At 73.6% G+C, this 21948-nt stretch carries 24 protein-coding genes and 1 pseudogene; 14 read left to right on the top strand and 11 right to left on the bottom strand.

The features are described 5' to 3' along the window. Positions 1 to 2: 2 nt before the first annotated feature. Positions 3 to 875 carry a LysR family transcriptional regulator gene (locus ACZ6R9_RS33040; protein ID WP_465542401.1) on the bottom strand — a complete coding sequence of 291 codons (873 nt, stop codon included), beginning with the start codon at positions 873 to 875 and terminating at the stop codon, positions 3 to 5. Between the two features lie 90 nt (positions 876 to 965). On the opposite strand from ACZ6R9_RS33040, the gene ACZ6R9_RS33035 reads away from it, so the two are divergent. Next, positions 966 to 1703, top strand: coding sequence for an SDR family oxidoreductase (locus tag ACZ6R9_RS33035; protein WP_465542399.1), 738 nt, complete (start codon positions 966 to 968; stop codon positions 1701 to 1703). Between the two features lie 168 nt (positions 1704 to 1871). Here the strand turns inward: ACZ6R9_RS33035 and ACZ6R9_RS33030 are convergent, their stop codons facing one another. Both ACZ6R9_RS33030 and ACZ6R9_RS33025 read right to left on the bottom strand, forming a co-directional pair. Next, complete coding sequence (locus ACZ6R9_RS33030; protein WP_465542397.1) at positions 1872 to 2810, bottom strand: carbohydrate kinase family protein; 939 nt, start codon at positions 2808 to 2810, stop codon at positions 1872 to 1874. Between the two features lie 160 nt (positions 2811 to 2970). Beyond that, complete coding sequence (locus tag ACZ6R9_RS33025) at positions 2971 to 3855, bottom strand: SAM-dependent methyltransferase (RefSeq protein ID WP_465542395.1); 885 nt, start codon at positions 3853 to 3855, stop codon at positions 2971 to 2973. A 53-nt stretch (positions 3856 to 3908) separates the two neighbouring features. On the opposite strand from ACZ6R9_RS33025, the gene ACZ6R9_RS33020 reads away from it, so the two are divergent. Together ACZ6R9_RS33020 and ACZ6R9_RS33015 are read left to right on the top strand one after the other, a co-directional pair. After that, complete coding sequence (locus ACZ6R9_RS33020) at positions 3909 to 4364, top strand: MarR family transcriptional regulator (RefSeq protein ID WP_465542393.1); 456 nt, start codon at positions 3909 to 3911, stop codon at positions 4362 to 4364. Positions 4365 to 4472: 108 nt separating this feature from the next. Then, positions 4473 to 4832: a PRC-barrel domain-containing protein gene (locus tag ACZ6R9_RS33015; protein WP_380479147.1), complete on the top strand. Its 360-nt coding sequence runs from the start codon at positions 4473 to 4475 to the stop codon at positions 4830 to 4832. A gap of 305 nt (positions 4833 to 5137) precedes the next feature. Here the strand turns inward: ACZ6R9_RS33015 and ACZ6R9_RS33010 are convergent, their stop codons facing one another. Next, the gene (locus tag ACZ6R9_RS33010; RefSeq protein WP_465542391.1) at positions 5138 to 5347 is read right to left on the bottom strand and encodes a hypothetical protein; all 210 of its coding nucleotides are present in this window, start codon (positions 5345 to 5347) and stop codon (positions 5138 to 5140) included. Between the two features lie 190 nt (positions 5348 to 5537). Between ACZ6R9_RS33010 and ACZ6R9_RS33005 the strand changes: the two genes are divergently transcribed. Further along, complete coding sequence (locus ACZ6R9_RS33005) at positions 5538 to 5615, top strand: hypothetical protein (protein ID WP_465542464.1); 78 nt, start codon at positions 5538 to 5540, stop codon at positions 5613 to 5615. A 203-nt stretch (positions 5616 to 5818) separates the two neighbouring features. On the opposite strand, the gene ACZ6R9_RS33000 is transcribed toward ACZ6R9_RS33005, so the two are convergent. Further along, the gene (locus ACZ6R9_RS33000; RefSeq protein WP_465542389.1) at positions 5819 to 6688 is read right to left on the bottom strand and encodes an oxygenase MpaB family protein; all 870 of its coding nucleotides are present in this window, start codon (positions 6686 to 6688) and stop codon (positions 5819 to 5821) included. A 232-nt stretch (positions 6689 to 6920) separates the two neighbouring features. On the opposite strand from ACZ6R9_RS33000, the gene ACZ6R9_RS32995 reads away from it, so the two are divergent. The 3 genes from ACZ6R9_RS32995 to ACZ6R9_RS32985 all read left to right on the top strand — a co-directional run bounded on the left by ACZ6R9_RS32995 (position 6921) and on the right by ACZ6R9_RS32985 (position 10988). After that, complete coding sequence (locus ACZ6R9_RS32995; RefSeq protein ID WP_465542385.1) at positions 6921 to 8249, top strand: hypothetical protein; 1329 nt, start codon at positions 6921 to 6923, stop codon at positions 8247 to 8249. A 58-nt stretch (positions 8250 to 8307) separates the two neighbouring features. Continuing rightward, entirely contained in the window at positions 8308 to 9528 is a 1221-nt protein-coding gene (locus tag ACZ6R9_RS32990) for an AAA family ATPase (protein WP_465542383.1), read from the top strand. Between the two features lie 116 nt (positions 9529 to 9644). Continuing rightward, positions 9645 to 10988: a vWA domain-containing protein gene (locus ACZ6R9_RS32985; RefSeq protein WP_465542462.1), complete on the top strand. Its 1344-nt coding sequence runs from the start codon at positions 9645 to 9647 to the stop codon at positions 10986 to 10988. A 13-nt stretch (positions 10989 to 11001) separates the two neighbouring features. Here ACZ6R9_RS32985 and ACZ6R9_RS32980 read toward each other — a convergent pair whose 3' ends face one another. The 4 genes from ACZ6R9_RS32980 to ACZ6R9_RS32965 form a co-directional block, all read right to left on the bottom strand. Further along, positions 11002 to 11862, bottom strand: coding sequence for a 5-oxoprolinase subunit C family protein (locus tag ACZ6R9_RS32980; RefSeq protein WP_465542381.1), 861 nt, complete (start codon positions 11860 to 11862; stop codon positions 11002 to 11004). After that, entirely contained in the window at positions 11859 to 12596 is a 738-nt protein-coding gene (gene pxpB, locus ACZ6R9_RS32975; protein ID WP_465542379.1) for a 5-oxoprolinase subunit PxpB, read from the bottom strand. Before pxpB ends, ACZ6R9_RS32980 begins: the two co-directional genes overlap by 4 nt. Before the next feature lie 346 nt (positions 12597 to 12942). Further along, positions 12943 to 13446 carry a DUF6114 domain-containing protein gene (locus ACZ6R9_RS32970; protein WP_380479163.1) on the bottom strand — a complete coding sequence of 168 codons (504 nt, stop codon included), beginning with the start codon at positions 13444 to 13446 and terminating at the stop codon, positions 12943 to 12945. Next, positions 13436 to 14065, bottom strand: a complete 630-nt coding sequence (locus tag ACZ6R9_RS32965) for a DUF6230 family protein (protein WP_380479166.1) — start codon at positions 14063 to 14065, stop codon at positions 13436 to 13438. The genes ACZ6R9_RS32970 and ACZ6R9_RS32965 overlap by 11 nt, the downstream gene beginning before the upstream one ends. Before the next feature lie 561 nt (positions 14066 to 14626). On the opposite strand from ACZ6R9_RS32965, the gene ACZ6R9_RS32960 reads away from it, so the two are divergent. The 3 genes from ACZ6R9_RS32960 to ACZ6R9_RS32950 all read left to right on the top strand — a co-directional run bounded on the left by ACZ6R9_RS32960 (position 14627) and on the right by ACZ6R9_RS32950 (position 17343). After that, the gene (locus tag ACZ6R9_RS32960; RefSeq protein ID WP_465542377.1) at positions 14627 to 15601 is read left to right on the top strand and encodes a hypothetical protein; all 975 of its coding nucleotides are present in this window, start codon (positions 14627 to 14629) and stop codon (positions 15599 to 15601) included. Between the two features lie 164 nt (positions 15602 to 15765). After that, entirely contained in the window at positions 15766 to 16428 is a 663-nt protein-coding gene (locus ACZ6R9_RS32955) for a Tat pathway signal sequence domain protein (RefSeq protein ID WP_465542375.1), read from the top strand. 252 nt (positions 16429 to 16680) lie between these two features. Then, on the top strand, positions 16681 to 17343 hold the full coding sequence (locus tag ACZ6R9_RS32950; RefSeq protein ID WP_465542373.1) for a Tat pathway signal sequence domain protein: 663 nt from the start codon (positions 16681 to 16683) through the stop codon (positions 17341 to 17343). A gap of 65 nt (positions 17344 to 17408) precedes the next feature. On the opposite strand, the pseudogene ACZ6R9_RS32945 reads toward ACZ6R9_RS32950, so the two are convergent. Then, a pseudogene (locus tag ACZ6R9_RS32945) lies at positions 17409 to 17540 on the bottom strand (XRE family transcriptional regulator); the annotation flags it as partial. A 41-nt stretch (positions 17541 to 17581) separates the two neighbouring features. Here ACZ6R9_RS32945 and ACZ6R9_RS32940 point away from each other — a divergent pair. Next, entirely contained in the window at positions 17582 to 18232 is a 651-nt protein-coding gene (locus ACZ6R9_RS32940) for a Tat pathway signal sequence domain protein (RefSeq protein ID WP_380479176.1), read from the top strand. A 65-nt stretch (positions 18233 to 18297) separates the two neighbouring features. Here ACZ6R9_RS32940 and ACZ6R9_RS32935 read toward each other — a convergent pair whose 3' ends face one another. Continuing rightward, complete coding sequence (locus ACZ6R9_RS32935; protein ID WP_380479179.1) at positions 18298 to 18918, bottom strand: helix-turn-helix domain-containing protein; 621 nt, start codon at positions 18916 to 18918, stop codon at positions 18298 to 18300. 73 nt (positions 18919 to 18991) lie between these two features. Here ACZ6R9_RS32935 and ACZ6R9_RS32930 point away from each other — a divergent pair, with 73 nt between their 5' ends. From ACZ6R9_RS32930 to ACZ6R9_RS32920, 3 genes are all read left to right on the top strand, one after another. Beyond that, positions 18992 to 20701: an FAD-dependent oxidoreductase gene (locus ACZ6R9_RS32930; RefSeq protein ID WP_465542370.1), complete on the top strand. Its 1710-nt coding sequence runs from the start codon at positions 18992 to 18994 to the stop codon at positions 20699 to 20701. A gap of 135 nt (positions 20702 to 20836) precedes the next feature. Next, on the top strand, positions 20837 to 21310 hold the full coding sequence (locus ACZ6R9_RS32925; protein ID WP_465542368.1) for a hypothetical protein: 474 nt from the start codon (positions 20837 to 20839) through the stop codon (positions 21308 to 21310). A 135-nt stretch (positions 21311 to 21445) separates the two neighbouring features. Beyond that, the coding region (locus tag ACZ6R9_RS32920) for an electron transfer flavoprotein subunit beta/FixA family protein (RefSeq protein ID WP_465542366.1) at positions 21446 to 21948 on the top strand (503 nt) is incomplete at its 3' end.

The following is a 21948-nucleotide window of genomic DNA, read 5'->3' as shown; positions in this document are numbered from 1 at the left end:
GGTCAACCACCGTGCCCAGCAGCACCGTTCGGGCCGCCGAGGGCCACGTTCGCCGCCCGCACCAGCTCGGCCAGCGGGCGGGAGCGGGCGGCCGGGTCCCAGGCCAGCACGGTGGTGACGGGCGGGGCGTCGGGCACGGGGACGACGGCGACGCCGGGGCGCAGCTGGCTGCGGGCGGAGTCCGGCAGCACGGCGTGCATCCGACCGAGCGCGACCAGTTCGGTGAGCTGGGTGCTGTCGCGGATCTCGGGGCCGGGGCCTTCGGGGTAGCTGCCGTCGCGGCGGGGGAAGCGCGGTGCGGGCAGGTCCGGCAGGGCGGCGAGTTCCGCGAGCCGCAGGGACGGGCGGGCGGCCAGCGGGTGGCCGGCCGGGAGCAGTGCGACCCGTCCCTCGGTGTGCAGTTCCTCGCTGTCCAGGCCGTCGGTGGAGTCGAACGGCAGGTGCAGCAGCGCCGCGTCCACCGCGCCTTCGCGCAGCAGGCGTTCCTGCTCGCCGAACCGGCACAGCCGCAGGTCCACCGGCACCGGGTCCGGCCCGGCGGCGTACGCGTCGAGCAGGGCCGCCAGCAGTTCGGTGGACGCGCCGGCCTTCGCCGCCAGGGCCAGACCGGGCGCCTGTCCGGCCCGCCGGGTGCGCGCCTCCGCCGCGGCCACCGCCGCCAGCACGGTGCGGCCCTCGCGCAGCAGGACGTGACCCGCGCCGGTCAGTGCCACGCCGTGGCTGTCGCGTTCCAGCAGGACGGTGCCGAGCCGTCGCTCCAACTGCGCGATCGCCCGCGACAGCGGCGGCTGTGCCATCCCCAGCCGCCGCGCCGCCCGGCCGAAGTTCAACTCCTCGGCCACGGCCACGAAGTAGCGCAGTTCCCTGGTCTCCATGGCCCCAGCCTACGGCGATACCCGCCCGGTATCGCCGGGCCACCGGATCGGTCTTGGCCACCCGCCCCGGCCGGGCCGGAGGATGGCGGCATGAACGAGAACACGAACGGGCGGACCGTGGCGCTGGTGACCGGCGCGAACAAGGGCATCGGGTACGAAATCGCGGCGGGCCTCGGCGCGTTGGGCTGGCAGGTCGGCGTGGGAGCCCGCGACGAGCGGCGGCGCGAGGACGCCGTGCGGGCGCTGCGCGCTGGCGGTGCGAACGCGTTCGGGGTTCCGCTCGACGTCACCGACGACGACTCCGCGACGGCCGCCGCCGAGCTGCTCGCGGAGCGCTTCGGGCGGCTCGACGTGCTGGTCAACAACGCGGCGGTGGCGGGTGGTTGGTCGCAGCAGCCGAGCACGGCCGACCTCGCAGCGGTGCGGCTGGTGATGGAGACCAACGTGCTCGGGGTGATCCGGGTGACCAACGCGGTCCTGCCGCTGCTGCGCCGCTCGGCCGCCCCGCGGATCGTCAACATGTCCAGCGCCGTCGGCTCGTTGACGCTCCAGTCCGATCCCGAGGCGTTCACCGGACCGGCCTCGGCCGCCTACGGGCCGTCCAAGACCCTCCTGAACGCCGTGACCCTGCAGTACGCCAAGGAGTTGAGCGACACCGGCATCCTGGTCAATCTCGCCTGCCCGGGTTACTGCGACACCGACCTCAACGGCCACCGCGGCACCCGAACTCCTGCCCAGGGCGCGGTGATCGCCGTCCGCCTGGCCACCCTGCCCGCCGGAGGCCCGAACGGACAGTTCTTCAACGAGGACGGCCCGCTGCCCTGGTGACGGCACCCGGGCTCGCGCCGACGCTCGACTCCGGTCAGCGGGCGCAGCCGTCCTCCCCATGCGCCCGGCCGGCCCGGCGGGGTCGGCATGCCGCGTTCGGCCGACGCGATCACGCAACTCCCCAACGAGGTTGGCCCATGGTGCTGATGACGGTGCGTCAGCTTGCGCTCAGAGCTCTCCTGCCCACGGCGGATTCGCGCCCGCCACCGCCACCGTCCGTGCCGCGACCCGCGACGCGAAGCCACCCGCCCGCTCCAGGCCCTCGACCGTCAGCGGGTCCAACCTCCCGCCCAGGGCGCCCTGTTCGGCCAGCGAGTGGAGCAGTCCGGCGGTGAACGAGTCGCCCGCGCCGACGGTGTCCACCACGGTGGTCGGCGGTGCGGGCACCCGGATCCGCCGGCCGTCCAGGGAGGCGAGCGCGCCGTGTTCGGCCAGGGTGATCACCACCAGTCGGGCGCCCGCCTCGTGCCAGTGGTCGCAGGCCTGCTCGGGCGTGGCGCCGGGGAGCAGATGCGCCAGGTCGTCGGCGCTCAGTCGCAGGATGTCGGCGAGTTCGCACCAGCGGGCCAGCCGCCGCCGGTAGGCGGCCGGGTCGACCAGCAGCGGGCGGACGTTCGGGTCGATCGAGACGGTGGCCTCGGCCCGCACCTCGGCCAGCAGGTCCTCGATCCGTGGCCCGCCGGGCTCGCGCACCAGCGCGAGTGAACCGGTGTGCACGCACACCGCGCCGTCGGAGCGGGCCGCGGTCAACTCCCGTTCCGTCCACTGCCAGTCGGCGGTCCCCTCGGCGTGGAACGAGTAGTCGGCGTGGCCGTCGCCGTCGAGCGCGGCCAGCGCCAGGGTGCTCGGCTCGGCGGCCCGTACCGTGCCCGACAGGTCCACGCCGGAGCCGGCCAGACGCTCGCGGAACAGTTCGCCGTACGGGTCGGTGGAGATCCGGCCGAGGAACCGCGTGGGCGTGCCCAGCCGGGCCAGCGCGACAGCGGTGTTCGCCGGACCCCCACCCGGCAGCACCCGCAGCGCCAGCTCACCCGGCCGCGCCGCGCCGCGCTCCACGAAGGCGTCGGCGACGCACTCCCCGACCACGGTGATCGACCGACCCGCCATCGAAACCAGCCTCCCATCAGGGCGAACGCACAGCACCGGTCCGGACTCCATCACCGCGACCCACCCCGCGTCAACGCGGACCGGCCCGGGGGGGGTGTCACCGCCGGGCGATGTACCTTTCGGCGCACTCCTGACGCGGATGTGGCAGCCGCGTTGGCGGTCAGCTGCGGACGGCCTCCAGGAACCCGGACGGCTCGCCCCCGGCAACGCCTGGCGGCAGCAACCGGCCGTGGGTGGCGGCGAGTTCGTCGAGGGCGGTGAAGCGGGTGGTCCAGCCGTGGGTGTCGAGCCAGTCGGCGGTGCCGGGTCCGAGGCCGCCGCGCCACAGGGCGGTCATCTCGGTGAGGCCCTCCTCGACGGGGGTGCGGCTGGTGTCGCGGCCCTTCTCGACCAGCAGGCGGCTGCCTGGGGCGGACAACTCGCCGACGGTGGTGAGCAGTTGGGCGGCCTGGTCGGCGTCGAGGTAGACCAGTAGTCCCTCCGCCAGCCAGGCGGCGGGCTGCCCGGGGTCGAAGCCGGCGCTCCGCAGCAGTTCGGGCCAGCCGGGGTCGGTGAGGTCGGCGGGCAGCGTGATGCGCTCGCACTGCGGCCGAGCGCCGCGTTCGGCGAGGATCCGGTCCTTGAAGGCGAGGACGGGCGGCAGGTCCAGTTCGAACAGGCGGGTGCCGTCCGGCCAGGGCAGCCGGTGGGCGCGGGTGTCGAGTCCGGCGGCGAGCAGCACGACCTGGCGGGCACCGGCGGCGAGCAGCCGGTCGTCGTAGTGCCGGGTGCGCAGGATGCCGTGCAGGAGCAGGCGCTGGGCGAACGGCCCGAGCGGTGCGCCGCCGGGGCGGGGCGGGTGGCCGGCGGCGGTGACGAAGGCGAGCGCGTACGGGTCGGTGAACAGCGGGTCGGGCTGGGCGCTCTCGTAGGCGCGGACCCGGGCCACGGCGACGGCGGTGCGCGACACGGGGCTCAGCCGCTCGGCGGCCGGCCGGCCGGAATGTGCGGGGCTCGACTGCTCGGCGGCCGGCAGGCCGGGGCGGGCCGGCTCTTGGGTCGTCATGCCGGAAAAATACATCGGCGCCGATGCATCTGTGAAGATGTATTCTGCCGCGCATGGACGGCGTACGACTTCTGCGGCTCGGCAAGCGACTGACCGAGCTCGGCCGGGAGCTGGTCACCGACCACGCCTCGGCGACCCTCTCCCCCGGCGAGATCGCGGTGATCTCCGACGTGTACCGGCACCCGGACACCTCGGTGCAGGACATCCGGGCGCGCACCGGCTTCGCCCAGAGCCACGTCTCCACCTCCGTCGCCCGTCTGCGCGAACGCGGCCTGCTGGACGCCACGCCCGACCCGGCGGACGGCCGCCGCACCCTGCTGCGCGCCTCCGGACTCGCCCGCGGACACATCCGCGCCCGGGTCGCCCGCCCGGCCGAACCCGTCATCGCCAAGGCCGTCCCCGACCCGGCGCAGGCCCGCCGGGTCACCGAACTCCTCGACGAGCTGGCCGGCCTGCTGCTCCCGCAGGACGCCGATGCGCGAACGGGCGGACCCGCGCACCGTCGATGACCATGGACAGGTCGGGAATCCCCGTCCAGCCACGGTCCGTAGCACCGGCAGGCCGTACCAGCGGCAGGCCGCACCACCGGCGGACCATCCAGCCATCGGAGGCCGTCAATGATCGAGATCGCCGAAATCCGCGAGTGGCGCGGCCACGACGTGGTCGACCAGGACAGCAAGAAGATCGGCACCCTGGAGAACGTCTACGTGGACACCGCCACCGACCTGCCGTACTTCGCCACCGTCACGGTCGGCATGTTCGGCCGGCAGAAACGCCTGGTGTTCGTCCCGATCGTGAACGCGGTGGCCGGCCCGGGCTACCTGCGGGTCCCGTACGGCCGCGACGACGTGAAGAACGCCCCGTCCATCGACCCCGACGGCATCCTGCCCGCCGACCAGGAACCCGAGGTGTTCGCTCACTACAACATCGACTACGCCACCGGCGCAGGCGGCGAACGGCGCCTCGCCCGCCGCTGAGAGCCGCCGCCTCCGGCCGGGCCGACGTGTCCTCCGCGCTGCCCGCCCTGCGCACCCCTCACCGCCCCGGCTGCCCCGGCCTCCCCGGCCTCCCCGGCGGTCACGGCGGTCACGGCGGTCACGGCGGTCACAGCCTGTACATCGGGCAGCACACCGTCGACCGCGGGGGGCGCCGACCCGCACGCCCGGGGCAAGTCCATCTGGGCGGAGGTCGACGCCTCCCGCCTACGCGCGCAGGGCATTACTGGCGTAGGGCGCTCCTGCCTGCGGGCCCTACCGCCTGCGCGGCTTGCGGGCCGCTGCGGTCAGTCCTCCTCCGGCTCCGGCGGCGAGGAGACCGGCACGGCGAACTCGGGGCCGTCCTCCGCCGTCTTCTCGCTCTCGTCCGGCGGCGGCGAGCCCTCGGCGGTCATCCCGGCCTCCGGCGTCTCGGTGGGCGGCCACTCGTCGGCCGGTGCGTCGTGAGTGCCGTGCGTTCCGTGGGTTCCGTGCGTTCCGTGCGTGTGGTGCGACATCTCGCCTCCCGCGGCAGTGGTTCGACCCCCTCGTCTCCATGGTGCGTCCCCATCCGCCGCCGCACCCGGCCGGTGCGGGGCGCGTCCGCCTCGCAACGGAGCGTCCCCGGCCCCGGCTGGCACCAGCACGGCGACAAGCGCACCGTGGACGGGGGGCCGTTGTCCACTGTCGCGAGAGGAGAGTGTGGCCATGTCGTCAAAGCGACGCCGCAAGAAGAAGACCCGCGCCCGGCACAAGGCGAACCACGGCCGTCGGCCCCAGTACTGAGGCCCACCCGCGTTCCCCGCAGTGCCCAACACCGAACCCTGGCACACCGAAGCGGCCGCAAAGCCCGGACCCAGCCCCGGACAGCGGCCGCTTCCGCGCTCCGCTCCAACCCCCCGAACACGCCCGAACGCGCCCGAACATGCCCGGCCGGTAAGCCCACTCCCCGTACGCCCGACCTCACCCCGTCGTCCGTACGCCCGGCCTTACCCCGCCGTCCGGACGCGCGCCCGCACCCGCGCGTGGGCGGCCGCCCTGACCGGGGACAGGCCGCACGCCCACACCATCACCGCGCCGAGCAGCCGGGCCAGCGGCCGGTCCCACAACCGTCGCACCATCCACGGCCTGCGGATGCCGAGTTCGTCGCGGACCCAGCCGGGCAGCAGCCCGACCGCCGCGTTGGTGAGCACCCGCACCGCGAGGCGCTCCCGTCGGCTGCGCCCGAAGCCCCGCAGCAGCGCGACCGCCTCCAACGCCTCAGGACCGGCCCGCAGTTCGCCGCGCACCCGGGCCAGGTAGGCGGCGACCTCGGCGCGTGAGGCGGGCACCCCGTCCGCGCCGAGCAGTTCGCCGATCAGTGCCACCTCGGCCAGGTACGCATCGCACCCGGCGCCGGTCAACCTCCGTTTCCCGGCGAAGACTTGATGGCCGAGCAGGAAGCAGGACACCTCCGCCGTGTGCACCCAGCACAGCAGTTCCGGCTCGTCGGCCCGGTACGGCCGACCCGTCGCGTCGAAGCCGCGGACGTAACGGTGGATGCGGCGCACGTCCGCGATCGCGGCCTCGGCGGCGGAGGAGGAGCCGAGCGTGGTGGTGGAGACGAAGCGTGCGGTGCGGTGCAGCCGCCCGGTGGGGTCGGTGCGGTAGTCGGAGTGCTCGGCGACGGCCCGCATCGCCACGGGGTGCAGCGACTGGAGCATCAGCGCGGCGAACCCGCCCACCAGCATCCCGGCGGACTGCTCGTGCACCCGCCAGACCACGCTGGACGGGCCGAACAGGCCGGGGTCGCCGGGCGGCCGGTCGTAGCGTTCCAGATGCAGGTCGGCGCCGTGCACCGTGGCGTTGATCTCCCGCAACAGCCTCCGCCGCAGCACCTGAACCGGCCGCCGCCACCCGCCTGTCACCGCCGTGCACCTCCCGCCCCGGTTCTGCCCCGGTCTTCCCTGCCGCCACCCTACGCCGCACAGCCCCGCCGGCGAACGGGGCTGACAGCACGCCCGGCGACCCGCTACGATCACCGGCGATGACTACTCACGGATTGGAGGTCCTGTCCCTTCGAAGTGAGTGCTGATGCACCACACTTCGCTGATGGACGAGGACACTCGTACCTGCTTCTGGCCGCGCGTACGGCAGTTCGCCGTTCCCCCGGCCATGATCGAGACCGCCACCGCCCGCCGCGAGGCCGGCGACTGGGGCGGCGCCTGCGCTGCTGCCCGGTTCGACGTGGAATTCGACGTCCGGGCCGTGGCCCGCGCGTACGGTTCCGAGCTTGCCGGTCAACTGCGCGCCGACCTGCGCCACTTGGCACCGGACCTGCTGCGCTGGCACCTGCCCCGCACGGCCCCTGACGGGCTGCTGCGGCCGGGGCTGCGCGCCACGCTGGCCCGCTATCCACGGGACGGGCCGACCGCGTTCCACCTGGTGGCCCGCACCGCGCCGCGCCATGCGTCGAGGGACCAGCGGGTCGCCCTGACCCTGTGGCACCCGGCCACCCCGGCCGCAGGCCCCCGCCCGCAGCCGCGCTTCCGCCTCGACCTGCACCGACACCTGTGGGACGCCCGCCGCGCTCCCGAACTCGCCGACCGGACAGCAGATCTGACGGATGGTCAGGTCACCCACGGCGCCTGGGAGTTCGAGGCAGCGCTGCTGCGTGCCGCCGACGGATTGCCACCCGACACGCCGGTCGCGGCACGGCTGGCCGCTCGCCGGTTCCTGCTGCTCGGCCCCGCCACCGTCGCCACCGTCGCCACCGGCACGGAACTGCGCGCCGCAGGCGGCCTGCCCGTGCTCCCGGACGCCGCCACTTGGGCGCCGCCGGACCTCTGGCTGCTGCGCTCCGGGGCGCTGGACGCCGACCGGTTGCATCCGCTGGTCATGGCGGCGCTCGTCCCGGGCCACCGCCCGGTGCGCGCGGCGCCGCCGTCCGCGGCGGATCCGCTGCTGGTGGACTGCCGGGGCGCCCGGCACCGGGTCGCGCTGGTGGACGGCCGGCTCACCGCCCTGGACCATCCACCGGAGCAACTGCGCCGGGAGGAGCTGCTGTTGGCGTTCGGCGGCCCACCGCTGCCCTGCCTTCGGACCATCGACCGTGCGCACCGGCAGCCCGACGACCTGGACGCCATCATGCAGCGCCTGCTGCACGGCGACCGAACCGGCGCGCTCACGGCCGTCCGTCAACTGATCGGCGAGGACGCGCCGTTGCTCCCCGGGGCGCTCGCCGACCGGCTGGCCGAGGACGACGACCAACGGCTGGTGGCCGCGCTGCACCGGGCCGGGCTCGGCCCCGGCCGCCGGCCCAGTACCCACGAACCCGCTCCCGACCCCATGCCGAACGGCCGCCCGCATCGCCCCCGCGCGCCTCGCGGCCACAGGTGGTGCAACCGACACACCGCGTGCGCCTTCGCGCACCGGATCTGACCTTCACCCGGCGCCCGCCGCGCCGGGATCCGACTCTTCCCTCCCCAGGTGATCACCCATGTCTTCCACCACCCAACTCGCCGTCGCCGACCACCTGTTGGCACTACTCGCCGAGTCCGCCACCGAACCCCGCCAGGACCTCCGGATCGAGGCCCTGACCCTCGCCGTCGCCGCCGACCTGCCGGTCCTTCTCTGGGGGGAGCCAGGTATCGGAAAGACCGCCGCGCTGAACCAGCTCGCCGCCGAACTCGACCTGCCACTCACCACGGTGATCGCCAGCGTGCACGAGCCGTCCGACTTTTCCGGCCTGCCGGTGATCGGCGCGGACCCGGCCACCGACGGGGTGCCGCTCGCGCCGCCGGACTGGGCGGTGCGTCTGGTCCGGCAGGGGCGCGGGCTGCTGTTCCTCGACGAACTCTCCACCGCCCCACCGGCCGTGCAGGCGGCGCTGCTGCGCCTGGTGCTGGAGCGCCGCATCGGGGCACTCCGGCTCCCGCCGGGGGTGCGGATCGTGGCGGCGGCCAACCCGCGCGCCTCTGCCGCCGACGGCTGGGACCTGAGCGCGCCGCTCGCCAACCGGTTCGTCCACCTGGACTGGGTGCACGACCCGGAGGTGGTGGTGCGCGGCCTCGGCGGGGTGTGGCCCCGCGCCGAGCTGCCCCGGCTGGACGCCGAACGGCTGCCCGCCGCCGTCGAGTTCGCCCGCCGCGCGGTGTGCGACCTGCTGACGGTGCGGCCCGAGCTGACCCACCGGCTGCCGTCCGCCGAGACCCGGCGCGGCAAGGCATGGCCGTCGCCGCGCAGTTGGGAGATGACGGTGCGGCTGCTGGCGTTCGGTGCGGCCGCCGGGTCGTCCCGCGAGGTGCTGTCGGCGCTGGTGCGCGGCACGGTCGGCGACGGGCCCGGGCTCGAACTGCTGGCCACCATCGACCGGATGGACCTGCCCGCCCCCGAGGACCTGCTCGCCGACCCGGACAACGCGGAACTCCCGGCCCGCGGCGACCTGCGGCAGACCGTGCTGGACGCGGTGGTCGCCGCCGTACGCACCCGGCCGACCCGGCAACGCTGGGACGCCGCCTGGGCGTTGATGGCCCGGGCGCTGCAGACCGGCACGGCGGACGTCATGGTGGTGCCCGTCACCACACTCGCCTCGCTGCGCCAACCCGACTGGGAGGTACCGGCGTTGATCGAACGCTTCGCGGGCGCACTGGAGCTGTCCCGCCGCGCCGACCGGGCCACCGCCCGGGTCTCCGCCGCCGCCGGCGCGGGCCGCCGATGAGCACGTCCCGCCCGACCCAGGGCCCGCCGAAACCGAAGCCGAAACCGAAGGCCGACCCGAAGGCCGACCCGAAGGCCGACCCGATTCCTGCCCCGAAGCCGAACGCGCCCCACCCGATGCCCGACCCGCCGAAGCCGCGCCCGCCGCGGGCCCGCCCGGCGCCCGTCCCGACCCGGCCCTACGCACCGCACCCGCACGCACCCCGGCCGCCCGCACCCCGGCCGCCCGCACCCCGCCCGGCCGGGCCGCCGCTGGACCTGGAGAAGCTGTACGCGGCCCGCCTGCAGGCCGTCCGGGCCCGCCCGTACCTGGCCACCGCGCTGTTCGCCATGCAGGTGGTCGAGTCGATGCGGGTGCCGACCATGGCAGTGGACCAGTACTGGCGCTGCTACGTCTCCCCCGCGTTCGTGGCCGCCCGACCGGAGGAGGAACTCGCCTCGATCTGGGTGCACGAGGTCTCCCACCTGCTGCGCGACCACGCCCGCCGCAGCGACCGGGCGATGCGCAAGTTCGGCCTGGCCGGGCCCCGGGACCGGCTGCGGATCAACCTGGCGGCGGACTGCGAGATCAACGACGACGTGTTCGGCGACGGCCTGCTCCGCCCCGAGGACGCCGTCCTCCCCGAGACCCTCGGCCTGCCACCGAACCTGCTGATGGAGGACTACCTGCCGAGTTTCACACTCAACGCCCGGACGCAGAGCTTCAGTTGGCTGGAGTGCGGCAGCGGAGCGGACGGGTACGACCGGGAGTGGGAGCTCGGCCCGGACGGCGGCCGAGGACTTCAGGCGCACGAGAGCGACCTGGTCCGGTTCCGGGTCGCCGAGGGCATCCTCGGGCGGCCGGGCGAGGCCCCGGCGGGCTGGCGGCGCTGGGCCCGGGAGGCGTTCCATCCGCCGCAGCCGTGGCGGGAGTTGCTCGGCGCGGCGGTCCGCTCGGCGGTGGCCGGAGCGGGCGCGGGCTCCGACTACACCTACGGCCGCCCGGCGCGCCGCGCCACCGCGCTACCGGGTGTCGTGCTGCCCGCGCTGCGCCACCAACTGCCGCGCGTGGCCGTCGTGGTGGACACCTCCGGCTCGGTCAGTGACCAGGAGCTCGGCACCGCGCTGCTGGAGATCTCCGCGATCGCCCGCACCCTCGGCGGACGGCGCGAGGTGCTGTCGGTGATCTCCTGCGACGCCGCCGCCCAGCAGGTCCAACGGATCGGCGGCGACGGCATGTTGACACTGATCGGCGGTGGCGGCACCGACCTGCGGGAGGGCTTCGCGGCCGCGCTGCGGCTGCGCCCGGGCCCGGACGTGGTGGTGGCGCTGACGGACGGCCAGACCCCCTGGCCCTCGCGTCAGCCGGCCTGCCGGACGGTGGTCGGCCTGTTCCGCCGCCCGTCCTACGTCAACGAGAACGATCCGAACTATCGGCCGGACCTGCCGCCGGAGTGGGCGCGGGTGGTGCAACTCGGCTGACAGCGCCGCGAGTTCAGGCAAGCCGGAAGTGCAGGGTGTCGCCGGGGCGGGCCTGCGCGGCGGCGCCGAGGTCGGCGCGGCGGACCACCGCGATGACGGGGTAGCCGCCGGTGACGGGGTGGTCGGCCAGGAACAGGATCGGCCGCCCGGACGGCGGTACTTGCAGCGCTCCGCCGACCATGCCCTCGGAGGGGAGTTCGCCGGTGCGGGCACGCTCCAGGGCGGGCCCGTCCAGGCGCATGCCGACCCGGTCGCTGTCGGGGGTGACGGTGTACGGCTCGGTGAGCAGGGTGCGCAGCGCGTCGGCGGTGAACCAGTCCTCGCGGGGGCCGGGCAGCACGTGCAGGACGGTGCGGTCGGCGGGGGCGGGGCGCGGGGCGTGGTCGGCGGTGGGCCAGCCGGTGGCGGCGTCGCCGAGGGGCAGCAGTTGCCCGGCCGCCAACCGGTCGGGACCGATCCCGGCGAGGGTGTCGGTGGCGCGCGAGCCGAGCACCGGGGGAACGTCCAGGCCGCCGCGGACGGCGAGGTAGACCCGCAGGCCGCGGGTGGGGGTGCCGAGGCGCAGCCGGGCGCCGGCGGGGAGGTGCAGCGGGGTGCGGGCGGCGGCGGGGCGGCCGTCGATCCAGGCCGGGCAGTCGGCGCCGGTGAGCGCGCAGGTGGCGGCGCGGGAGAAGGCCAACTCCAGCCCGCCCATGGGGGCTTCGAGGCCTGCGGCGTCCTCGGGGTTGCCGACCAGGCGGTTGGCCAGCCGCAGCGCGTCGCGGTCGGCGGCCCCGGCCCGGCCGACGCCGAGCGCGGCCAGCCCGGGGCGTCCGAGGTCCTGCACGGTGGCGCCGAACCCGGCGCGCAGGACCAGCAGTTCGGCGCGCGTCATGACTCGCTCCCGGCGCTCTCCCGGGCTTCGACACCATTGACACCTTCGACGGCTCCGGCTGCTCCCACGGCTCCGACAACTTCGACAACCTCGACGACCTCGACGACTTCGACGAAGCGGACGGCGGTGCCGGGGCGCAGCCGGGTGGGCGGGTCGGCGGTGGGGTCCCACAGGGTGAGGGTGGTGCTGCCGAGCAGGTGCCAACCGCCGGGCGAGGGGCTGGGGTAGATACCGGTGTACTCGTCGGCGACGGCGACGGACCCGGCGGGCACCCGGGTGCGGGGTTCGGTGCGACGGGGCAGGCGCAGCTGCGGGTCGAGGCCGGTGAGGTAGGCGAATCCGGGGGCGAAGCCGCAGAACGCGACGCGGTAGTGCGCGGCGGTGTGGCGTTCGATCACCTGGCGTTCGGTCAGCCCGGTGCGCGCGGCGACCTCCGCGAGGTCGGGCCCGTCGTAGCGGACGGGGACGCGGACGGTCCGGGCCGCGTCGGCGGAGGTGGCGGCGTCGGTGCGGGGCAGTGCGGCGAGGGCTGCGAGGGCGGTGATGGCGGCGCGCAGGCGGCCCGGGTCGGTGACCCGGGGGTCGTAGCGGACCAGCAAGGTGCGCGCGGCGGGGACGAGTTCGGTGACGCCGGCGGGTGGTGCGGTGTGCAGTGCACCGTGCAGTTGCTGAACCTGCTCGGCGGTGTCGGCCTCGATCAGGACGGCATCGCTTCCGCATGGCAGTACTCGCACCGGACCGTCCTGTTCCGTTCGCCCGGCCGCTGCTGGGCCGTCCTCGGCTCAAGCTACCAAGCGTGCGGCGGGTGCGTTGCGTACGCCGTACACCGGAGCACCGTCGGGGCCGGGCAGCGGCCGCGAGGGGTGCCCTCCGCACCGGCGGGAGGTCGCAGGAATGCCGTCCACACCGGCGGGAGGTCACAGGAATGCCGTCCGCACCGGCGGGAGATCGCAGGAATGCCCTCCGCACCGGCGGGAGGGCGCAGGAATGCCGTCCGCGGCCCCCGACCGCTCGGTGTGCGGGGGTCGCGGACGGTGTGCACGGCGCAGGCCACGCTCCTGCGCCGTGGGCCGCCCCGGTCTAGGCCGGGGTCGCTTCGCGTTCGGCGAGGCGGCGCGCCTTGCGCTTGCTCAGGGGCTGGTCGGGGAGCCAGCCGAAGGCCAGGGTGCTGCCGATCAGGCCGAGGATCAGGCCGATGAAGAACCCTCCGATGTTGGAGGTGATCCAGCTGCCGAGGGTGGCGAGGACCGCGACCAGGGAGTAGAAGAGCCGTTGCACGGGGTGGAAGATCAGCAGCAGTCCGCAGAGCACCATGAGCGCCGGGATGACATAGCCGGCCAGGCCGAGCAGTCCGATGCGGATGACCATGTGCATCGGGGCTTTCTCGGTGAACAGGATCTCGGCGCCGGCGAGGGTGACCAGCAGTCCGCCCCAGAACGGGCGGCGGTCGCGCCAGCCGGCGAAGCCGGTGCGGGCGGCGGGGGCCGGTGGAACGTCCACGGCGGGGTGCTCGGAACCGGTGGGCCGGGCGGCCGCGGTGTGCTCGGCCGCCCGGTCCGGTGCCGAGTCGAACTCAGCAGCCATCGGTGCTGAAGCTGAGGTGCATGTTGGGCAGCCGGAACACTCCGGCGGTGGTGGCGTAGTTCCGCTGGCGGAAGTGGTCGACGGTCACCTCGTCGCCCTGCTGGCCGAACATTCCGGGCGGGCCCTGGACCGGGCCCTTGTCGAAGGTGCTGGCGTCACGGCCGACTTCGAGACCCTTGAACTCGGCCTCGCCGCTCATCAGGTCGGAGTCGGTGGTGAGGTTCTCGGCGTGGACAGGGGTGCCCTTGTCGCCCGCCGTGATCAGCAGGTTGATGCCGCCCAGGTTGACGCTCTGACAGAGCTTCGTCAGATCGGCCGACTTGACGGCGGTCTGGATCAGGAACAGCTGGCCGCCGGTGTCACCGGCGTTCGGGCTGTTCTCGATCATGTTGTCCAGTACGCCGAACTGCGCGACCCCGGTGCCGTGCAAACGGTCGGCAGTGACCTCGAAGGCCATGCCCGAGATGGAGAACTGGTTGGCGAGGACGTTCTGCGCGGTCAGGGTCACCAGGACGCCGGCGGTCACGCAGGCGGGAATCGCCATCAGTGCGGCGCGGCGCAGCCGGACCCGGCCACGCCCCGAAGGGGTGACGGCGGGCTGTTCTGCGGGGTGGGGCATGTGCAGCTCCAGAGGGTTCGAGTGGGGGTGCGCTCCTCGCCGGCGGTGAGGTCCTGGCGTGGACGGATGCGTCAACGATCTTTTTTTGCAAGGAAGTTGACGATCTTTCTCATACCTGCGAGCTGTCTGGAAGTTACCCCGGGGTACATGGCGGGTCAATACTTCGCGCACCGTCCCCACACATCTGAATGCCAGTCAACTCCTGTGACTGGAATGCCTATTGTGGCGAGGAGGCACTGGAACTCCACTCACCGACCTGCCAACTTCCGCACATCTCCTTGACGTTGCCGTCCGGCCCCCCATAGAACTTGGCGATGTACCCGGCGGTAACCGCGCGCTGTCACGGCGCGGCCCCGGGTGACTTTCCGCCCCGGCGGTACGGACCGCCCCGGTACCACGGACCGCCCCGGCGGCAGGTGCGGACGTGCGCCTTCGTTCCGGTCGCTCGTGGCGTCGAGCGACCCGGCCGCTCGCTGAACACCCGTATGCCGCATCGCCGTTGAAGCGTCCAGCACGGGCCGCCACCCCCCCCGATCCCTTGCCTTGAGGAGTTCCCCCACCATGCGCCGTACCCTGCCGGACCACTCCGCCAGCAGCTCCGACCGCTCCGCCGCCCGCCGCGGCTCCCGTCGACTGCTCGGCCGTCTCGCCGTCCCGGCCGCGCTGGCCTGCGCCGCGCTGCTGGCCGGCACCGTCCCGGCCTCCGCCGCCGCGCCGGGCGGGCCGTACACCGGCATGGGCAACTGCCCGCTGAGCGCACCCGCCATGACGAACCCGGAGAACCTCCAGGTCGGCTGCCTGGTGTCGATCACCAATGCCGGGAAGTTCACCCTGGGCAGCACGGTGGTGCCGTTCAACTCGCCGATCAAGCTTCAATTCGGCTTCTACTGGGACAAGTCCGCGCCCTCGGTGACCTTCCCGGACGGCACCACCGCCAACCTGTACAACGTGGTGCCGCCCACCAACGGCCCGCTGATGAGCGCGCCCATGGTGGAGATCACCATCCCCGGTATCCAGAACTTCCTGCCGGGCATCACCAGCGTCTTCGCCCAGGTCGAACTGGCGGGCTCCGTCAGCAAGTTCACCCCGATGGCGACCGGCGAGCCGTACCCCGTCTTCCAACTGCCGATCAAGCTGCACCTGTTCAACGCGCTGTTCGGCCCGGACTGCTACGTCGGCTCGAACTCCGCGCCGCTGATCCTCAAGCCCACCACCGGCACCACCGCCCCGCCCGCGCCGACCGCCCCGATGACCGGTGACCCCGGCACCGTCGACTTCACCATGGACCCGGCCGGCCACAACGCGCTGGTGGTCTCCGAGAGCAACGCGAACCTGGTCGACAACACCTTCTCGGTGCCCGGCGCCAACGGCTGCGGCCTGCTCGGCTCGCTCAACCAGATCATCAACTGGACCATGAACCTGCCTGCCACGCCCGGCAAGAACTCGGTGAGCTTCCAGCAGACCAACGCCAACTTCGCGCTGGACGAGAGCATCTCCGACCTGACCGCCGCCATGGCCGCCAGCGCCGGCCACTGATCCGCTCCCTGACGCGGCGGCCGCCCGCCGGCCGGCCGCTCCCCCACCGACTCGTGCCCGCCCCGCCGCGGGCGGGCACGCGCTCCGCACCACCGGAGCCCCGCCCCGGCCACCCGGCCGGGGCCGCCCTCACCGGACGCCCCCACCCACCGGAAGGAACCCTCATGCGCAACCGTCTCGTCGCCGGCACCGCCGCCCTGGTCGCCGCCACCGCCCTGGTCGCCCTCCAGGCCGGCACCGCCAACGCCACCGTGGCCGGGCCCCTCCTCTACACCAGCAGCGGCGCCGTGAACGTCAACGACCCGCTGTCCGCCGACCTGGTCGCCGGCACCGTGGCGACCATGTTCAATCCCGGCACCACCACCGGCGTCACGTGCACCGCCTCCCACATCGGCGGCACCGTCGGCTCCAACCCCATCGTCGGCCCGACCACCCCCGGCACCGCGTCCGGCCCGGTCAACGTGCTGACGTTCAGCGGCTGCACCTCCAACGTGCCCGGTGTCATCTCCGTGACCAGCCTGACCATGAACAACCTGCCGTACACACTCGCCATCTCCGACACGGCCGGCTACCCGGTGTCTCTCACCCCCTCCGCGGGCAACGTCATCCAGGCCACCGCCGTCCTCAAGACGCTGGCCGGAACCGCCACTTGCGTCCTCAAGGCGAACGTCCTGAACGGCAACGCCACCAACGTCCCGCCGCAGATCAACCTGGTCAAGCAGCTCCTCACCAAGTCCTCCGGCCCGGGCATCTGCTTCCCGAGCATCGAGTTCACGGCCTCCTACGGCCCGGTCACCGACGGCGGCGCCACCGTCCTCGTCAACTGACGTTCCCGACCCGGCACTTCGGGTGCCGCCCCGCCCCACGGCGCGGCGCTCTGCCATGACCTGCCGTCAGCTCCCTGTCTGAACGGCCCTTGGCCGTCCGCGCCCGCACATGCACCCGCTCCCCGGCGGCCCGAACAGGCTCAGGAACTCCGCCGGCGTAGAACGAGCCCGCGTCGGTGCACACGTGCGGCGTGCGGGTGTCGAACTCGGCCACCCTCACCGGACGCCCCCCACCCACCGGAAGGAACCCTCGTGCGCAACCGCCTCTTCGCCGCCCTGGCCGCCGCGACCGCCCTGATCGCCCTCCAGACCGGCACCGCCAACGCCACCGTGCCCGGCTCCCCGGTTCTCTACACCAGCGGCCCCGCCGTCAACGTCGGCGACCCGCTGTCCGCGGACCTGGTCGCCGGCACCGTGGCGACGATGTACAACCCGGGCACCACCACCGGCGTCAAGTGCGGCGCCTCCCACATCGGCGGCAAGGTCGCCGTCAACCCGCCCGCCCCGGGCACCGCCTCCGGCCCGGTCAACACGCTCACCTTCGGCAGCTGCACCTCCAACGTGGTCGGTGTGTCCTCCGTGATCAGCCTGACCATGGACCACCTGCCCTACACGCTGAGCATCTCCGACTCGACCGGCTTCCCGGTCAGTCTCGACCCGACCTCGGCGGGCGTCATCCAGGCCACCGTCGTCCTCAAGACGCTGGCCGGAACCGCCACCTGCGTCTACCACTCCACCTCGCCGAACCTGGCCGGCTCCGCCACCAACGTCCCGGCGCAGATCAACCTGAGCACCCAGAACTTCACCAAGACCACCGGTCCGAGCATCTGCTTCCCGTCCATCGACTTCTCGGCCTCCTACGGCCCGGTCACCGACACCGCTCCGGGCAACGGCCAGGTCGTCCTCGTCAACTGACGTTCCGCACCCGGCACTTCGGCGCCGCGCCCGGCCGGGGCGCGGCGCTTTGCCGTTCCGGGCCGTCAACTCTCCGTGCCCGTGGTCCGCGCCCGCACATGCACCCGCTCCCCCTGCGGCCCGAACAGGCTCAGGAACTCCACCGGCGTCGGGCCCGCGCTGGTGAACCCGCGCGGCGTGCGGGTGTCGAACTCGGCCACCCTCACCGGACGCCCCCCACCCACCGGAAGGAACTCTCGTGCGCAACCGCCTCTTCGCCCGCACCGCCGCCCTGGCCGCCGCCACCGTCCTGCTTGCCCTCCCGGCCGGTACCGCCGGCGCCATGCCCGGAACCCCGGTTCTCCACACCACCGGCCCCGCCGTCAACACCGGCAACCCGCTGTCCGCCGACCTGGTCGCCGGCACCGTGGCGACGATGTACAACCCTGGCACCACCACCGGCGTCAAGTGCCTCGCCTCCCACATCGGCGGCACGCTCGCCGTCAACCCGAACCCCCCGGTCATCGTGTCCGGCCCGGTCGACACGCTCACCTTCAGCGCCTGCACCTCCAACGAGGTCGGAATCATCTCCGTGCTCAGCCTGACCATGAACTACCTGCCGTACACGCTCGCCATCTCCGACTCGACCGGCTACCCGGTGACCCTCACCCCCTCCGCGGGCAGCATCCTCCAGGCCACCGTCGTCCTCAAGACGCTGGCCGGAAACGCCACTTGCTTCTTCCGCGCGAACGTCCTGAACGGCTACGCCACCAACAACCTGACGCAGATCAACCTGGTCAAACAGCCCCTCACCAAGAGCTCCGGCCCGAGCATCTGCTTCCCGAGCATCGAATTCTCGGCTTCCTACAGCCCGATCACGTACGGCGGCGCCACCGCCCTCGTCAACTGACCTGCCACACACAGCACTTCGGCGCCGCGCCCACCCAGTGCGCGGCGCTTGGCCATGCCGGACCGTCAACTCTCCTTGCCCGTGGTGCGCGCCCGCACATGCACCCGCTCCCCCTGCGGCCCGAACAGGCTCAGGAACTCCACCGTCGTCGGGCCCGCGTTGGTGAACACGTGCGGCGTGCGGGTGTCGAACTCCGCCGCCTCGCCCGCCTTCAGCACCACGTCGTGCTCGCCGAGCCGCAGCCGCAGCTGACCCGACAGCACGTACAGCCACTCGTGGCCCTCGTGGGTGCGCTGTTCGGCGTTCTCCCGAGTCCCCGGCGGGACGATCATCTTGTACGCCTGCATTCCGCCGAGGTTGCGGGCCAGCGGCAGGTACGTCCAGCCGTGCCGGACGAACGGGCGCAGCCGCACCCGGGGGTCACCCGTCGGCGGTGCGTCCACCAGCTCGTCCAGCGCCACCCCGTGCGCCCGGGCCAGTGGCAGCAGCAGCTCCAGCGTCGGCCGGCGGCCACCCGACTCCAACCGGGAGAGCGTGCTCACCGAGATGCCGGTCTCCTCACTGAGCTGCGCGAGCGTGGTGCCGCGCTGCTGCCGGATCGCCCGCAGCCGCGGCCCGACCGCGCTCAGCACCGCCTCGAAGTCCTCGTCCTCCGCGCCCACCACGCGACCCCTTCCGTTCGACATCGACCCACTTCCTCCATTTGCCACCTCAGCAACATTGTTTGTCAATCCGGCCACAGCGGCGCACCATCGAGCCATGACCGCCACGCACCGCGACTCGCACCCGCACCCCGCCCGCCACCACGACGTCCTGGTCGTCGGCGGCGGCGCCGCCGGACTGAGCGGCGCCCTCGTCCTGGCCCGGGCCCGCCGCTCCGTCCTGGTCGTCGACGCCGGCCGACCGCGCAACGCGCCCGCCGAGGGCGCCCACGGCCTGCTCGGCCAGGAGGGCGTGCCGCCCACCGAACTCCTCGCCCGCGGCCGGGCCGAAGTCGCCTCGTACGACGGCGAGTTCCACGACGCCGAAGTACGCGCCATCACCCGGCAGCCGGACGGCGCCTTCCGCGCCGAACTGTCCGACGGCAGCGCCGTGCACGCCCGCCGGGTGCTGCTGGCCACCGGCACCACCGACGTACTGCCCGAGCTGCCCGGCCTCGCCGAACGCTGGGGACGCCAGGTGCTGCACTGCCCGTACTGCCACGGCTGGGAGGTCCGCGACCGCCGGATCGCGGTGCTCGCCACCGAACCCGCACTCGCCGTCCACCAGGCGCTGCTGTGGCGCCAGTGGAGCTCCGACGTCACGCTGCTCGCCCACACCACCGCGCCGTTCACCGAGCAGCAGCAGCGCGAACTCGCCGCCCGCGGCATCACCGTGCACACCGGCGAGGTCGTCGCCGTCCTGCCGGAGAACGAGGCCGGCCCGCTCACCGGCGTCCGGCTCGCCGACGGCACCGTGATCGACTGCGACGCGCTCGGCGTCGCCACCGGCCTGACCATGCACGCGCCGTTCCTCGCCGGCCTCGGCCTCACCCCGACCCCCCTGGTCCGCGACGGCGTCAAGCTGGGCGAACGCCTCGCCACCACCGACCCGTCCGGCGCCACCGAGGCCCCCGGCGTGTGGGCGGCCGGCAACCTCACCGACCCGATGGCCCAGGTCGCCGTCGCCGCCGCCGACGGCCTGCGGGCCGCCCTCGCGATCAACGCCGACCTGATCGCCGAGGAGACCAGGCTCGCCGTCGAGGCCGTCGAGTTCTGGGAGAACCGTTACGGCGAGAGCGAGCAGATCTGGAGCGGCCGACCCAACGCCTCGCTCACCCGCGAGGTCACCGGCCTCGCCCCCGGCCACGCCCTCGATCTCGGCTGCGGCGAGGGCGGCGACGCGATCTGGCTGGCCCAGCAGGGCTGGCGGGTCACCGCCGTCGACATCTCCCAGGTCGCCCTGGACCGGGCCGCCGCCCGCGCTGCGGCCGCCGGCGTCGCCGACCGGATCAGCTGGCAACGCACCGACCTGGCAAACGCTTTCCCGTTGGGTTCCTACGACCTGGTCTCCGCCCAGTTCCTGCACTCCCCCGCCGAGTTCCCGCGCGAACGGGTGCTGCGCCGCGCCGCCGACGCGGTCGCCCCCGGCGGCACCCTGCTGATCGTCAGCCACGCCGTCGCCCCCGCCCGGCACAACCACGCGCAGGACAACTCGCACAAGCACACCCACGACCACGACCACGACCACAACCACAACCACAGCGACGCCCACGACCACGCGCCCTCGCACAATCACGGGCACGACCACTCCGGAATGACCTTCCCCACCCCCGCCGAGCTGCTCGACTCCCTGCACCTGACCCCGGGCGCCTGGACGGTGGAGCGCGCCGAGGAACACCCCCGGCACGACCACCCCGAGCACCCCGTCACCGAGCCCGACGGCCGCCCGAACCGCGACTCCACCGTCCGCCTGCGCCGCGAGCCCTGACCCGCCCCCCGCACCCCTCCTGTTCGGCCGCCCGCGCGCGCACGCGGGCGGCCGACGTTTTCGTCCACCCGCCCGGCCACCCGCCCGACCACCCGTCCACCCGCCCGGCGAACGCGTCAGCCCTATGATCACGGCGTGCCCGCATTCCGCCCCACGATCCGCCCCCCGGCCCTCCCCGCCGTCCGCAAGGCCCTGGCCAACCACGAGGACGCGGTGCTGCGCCGGCTGCCGATCGTGTTCCGGGTCGCCGCCGTGCTCCTCCTGCCGTGGATCGTCGACCTGGCGCTGAACGTCCGCGGCCACTTCGGCGCCCGCAACCTGTCCAACTCCTGGGTCTGGCTGGACCTGCTCGAATCCGCCGCGCTGCTCCTGCTGGCCTCCCTGGTCCGCCGCCGCCACCGCGCCACCAGCCCGATCGCCGCTGCCACCGCTGTCCTGCTGGCCATGGACGCGTTCTTCGACCTCTGGTCCGCCCACCGCGGCGACGCCTTCCGCACCGCCGAGATATGCGCCTACGTCGCCGAACTCCCCAGCGCCGCCCTGCTCGCAGGCCTCTCCTGGTACTCCCTGCGCTGGGCCGCCGCACTCCACCCCACCCCGACCACCTGACACTCAGTTCCCTCATTCGGGACACTGAGTCCCCTCACACTTCACTCCAAACCATCAAAGAGTGGATCTGTGGCACGGAGTGTGGTCTAGTGGGGGTACTGAGTTCCCTCCGCGCCGTGAAAGGACAAGGTGGCCGTGAGCTTGAGGATCGTTGTCTGTGTGAAGTACGTGCCCGACGCGACCGGTGATCGTCGCTTCGCGGACGATGCGACCACCGACCGGGAGGGCGTGGACGGCCTCCTGTCGGAGCTGGACGAGTACGGCGTCGAGCAGGCGCTGCGGATCGCGGAGGCGAACGACGGCGCCGAGGTGACGGTGCTGACGGTGGGCCCGGACGACGCGAAGGACGCGCTGCGCAAGGCGCTGTCGATGGGCGCGGACAAGGCCGTGCACGTCAATGACGACGACATCCACGGCACCGATGTGATGGGTACCTCCGCGATCCTCGCGGCGGCGCTGGAGAAGACCGGCTACGACCTGGTGGTGTGCGGCATGGCCTCCACCGACGGCACGATGGGCGTGCTGCCCGCCCTCCTCGCCGAACGCCTCGGTGTTCCGCAGGCCACCCTGCTGTCCGAGGTCTCGGTCTCCGGCGGCGTGGTGACCGGCCGCCGCGACGGCGACGCCGCGACCGAGAT

The sequence above is a fragment of the Kitasatospora sp. NPDC048662 genome (assembly GCF_055587065.1).
The sequence above is the reverse complement of the archived record's forward strand: the minus strand, read 5'-3'. Positions and strand labels throughout refer to the sequence as shown.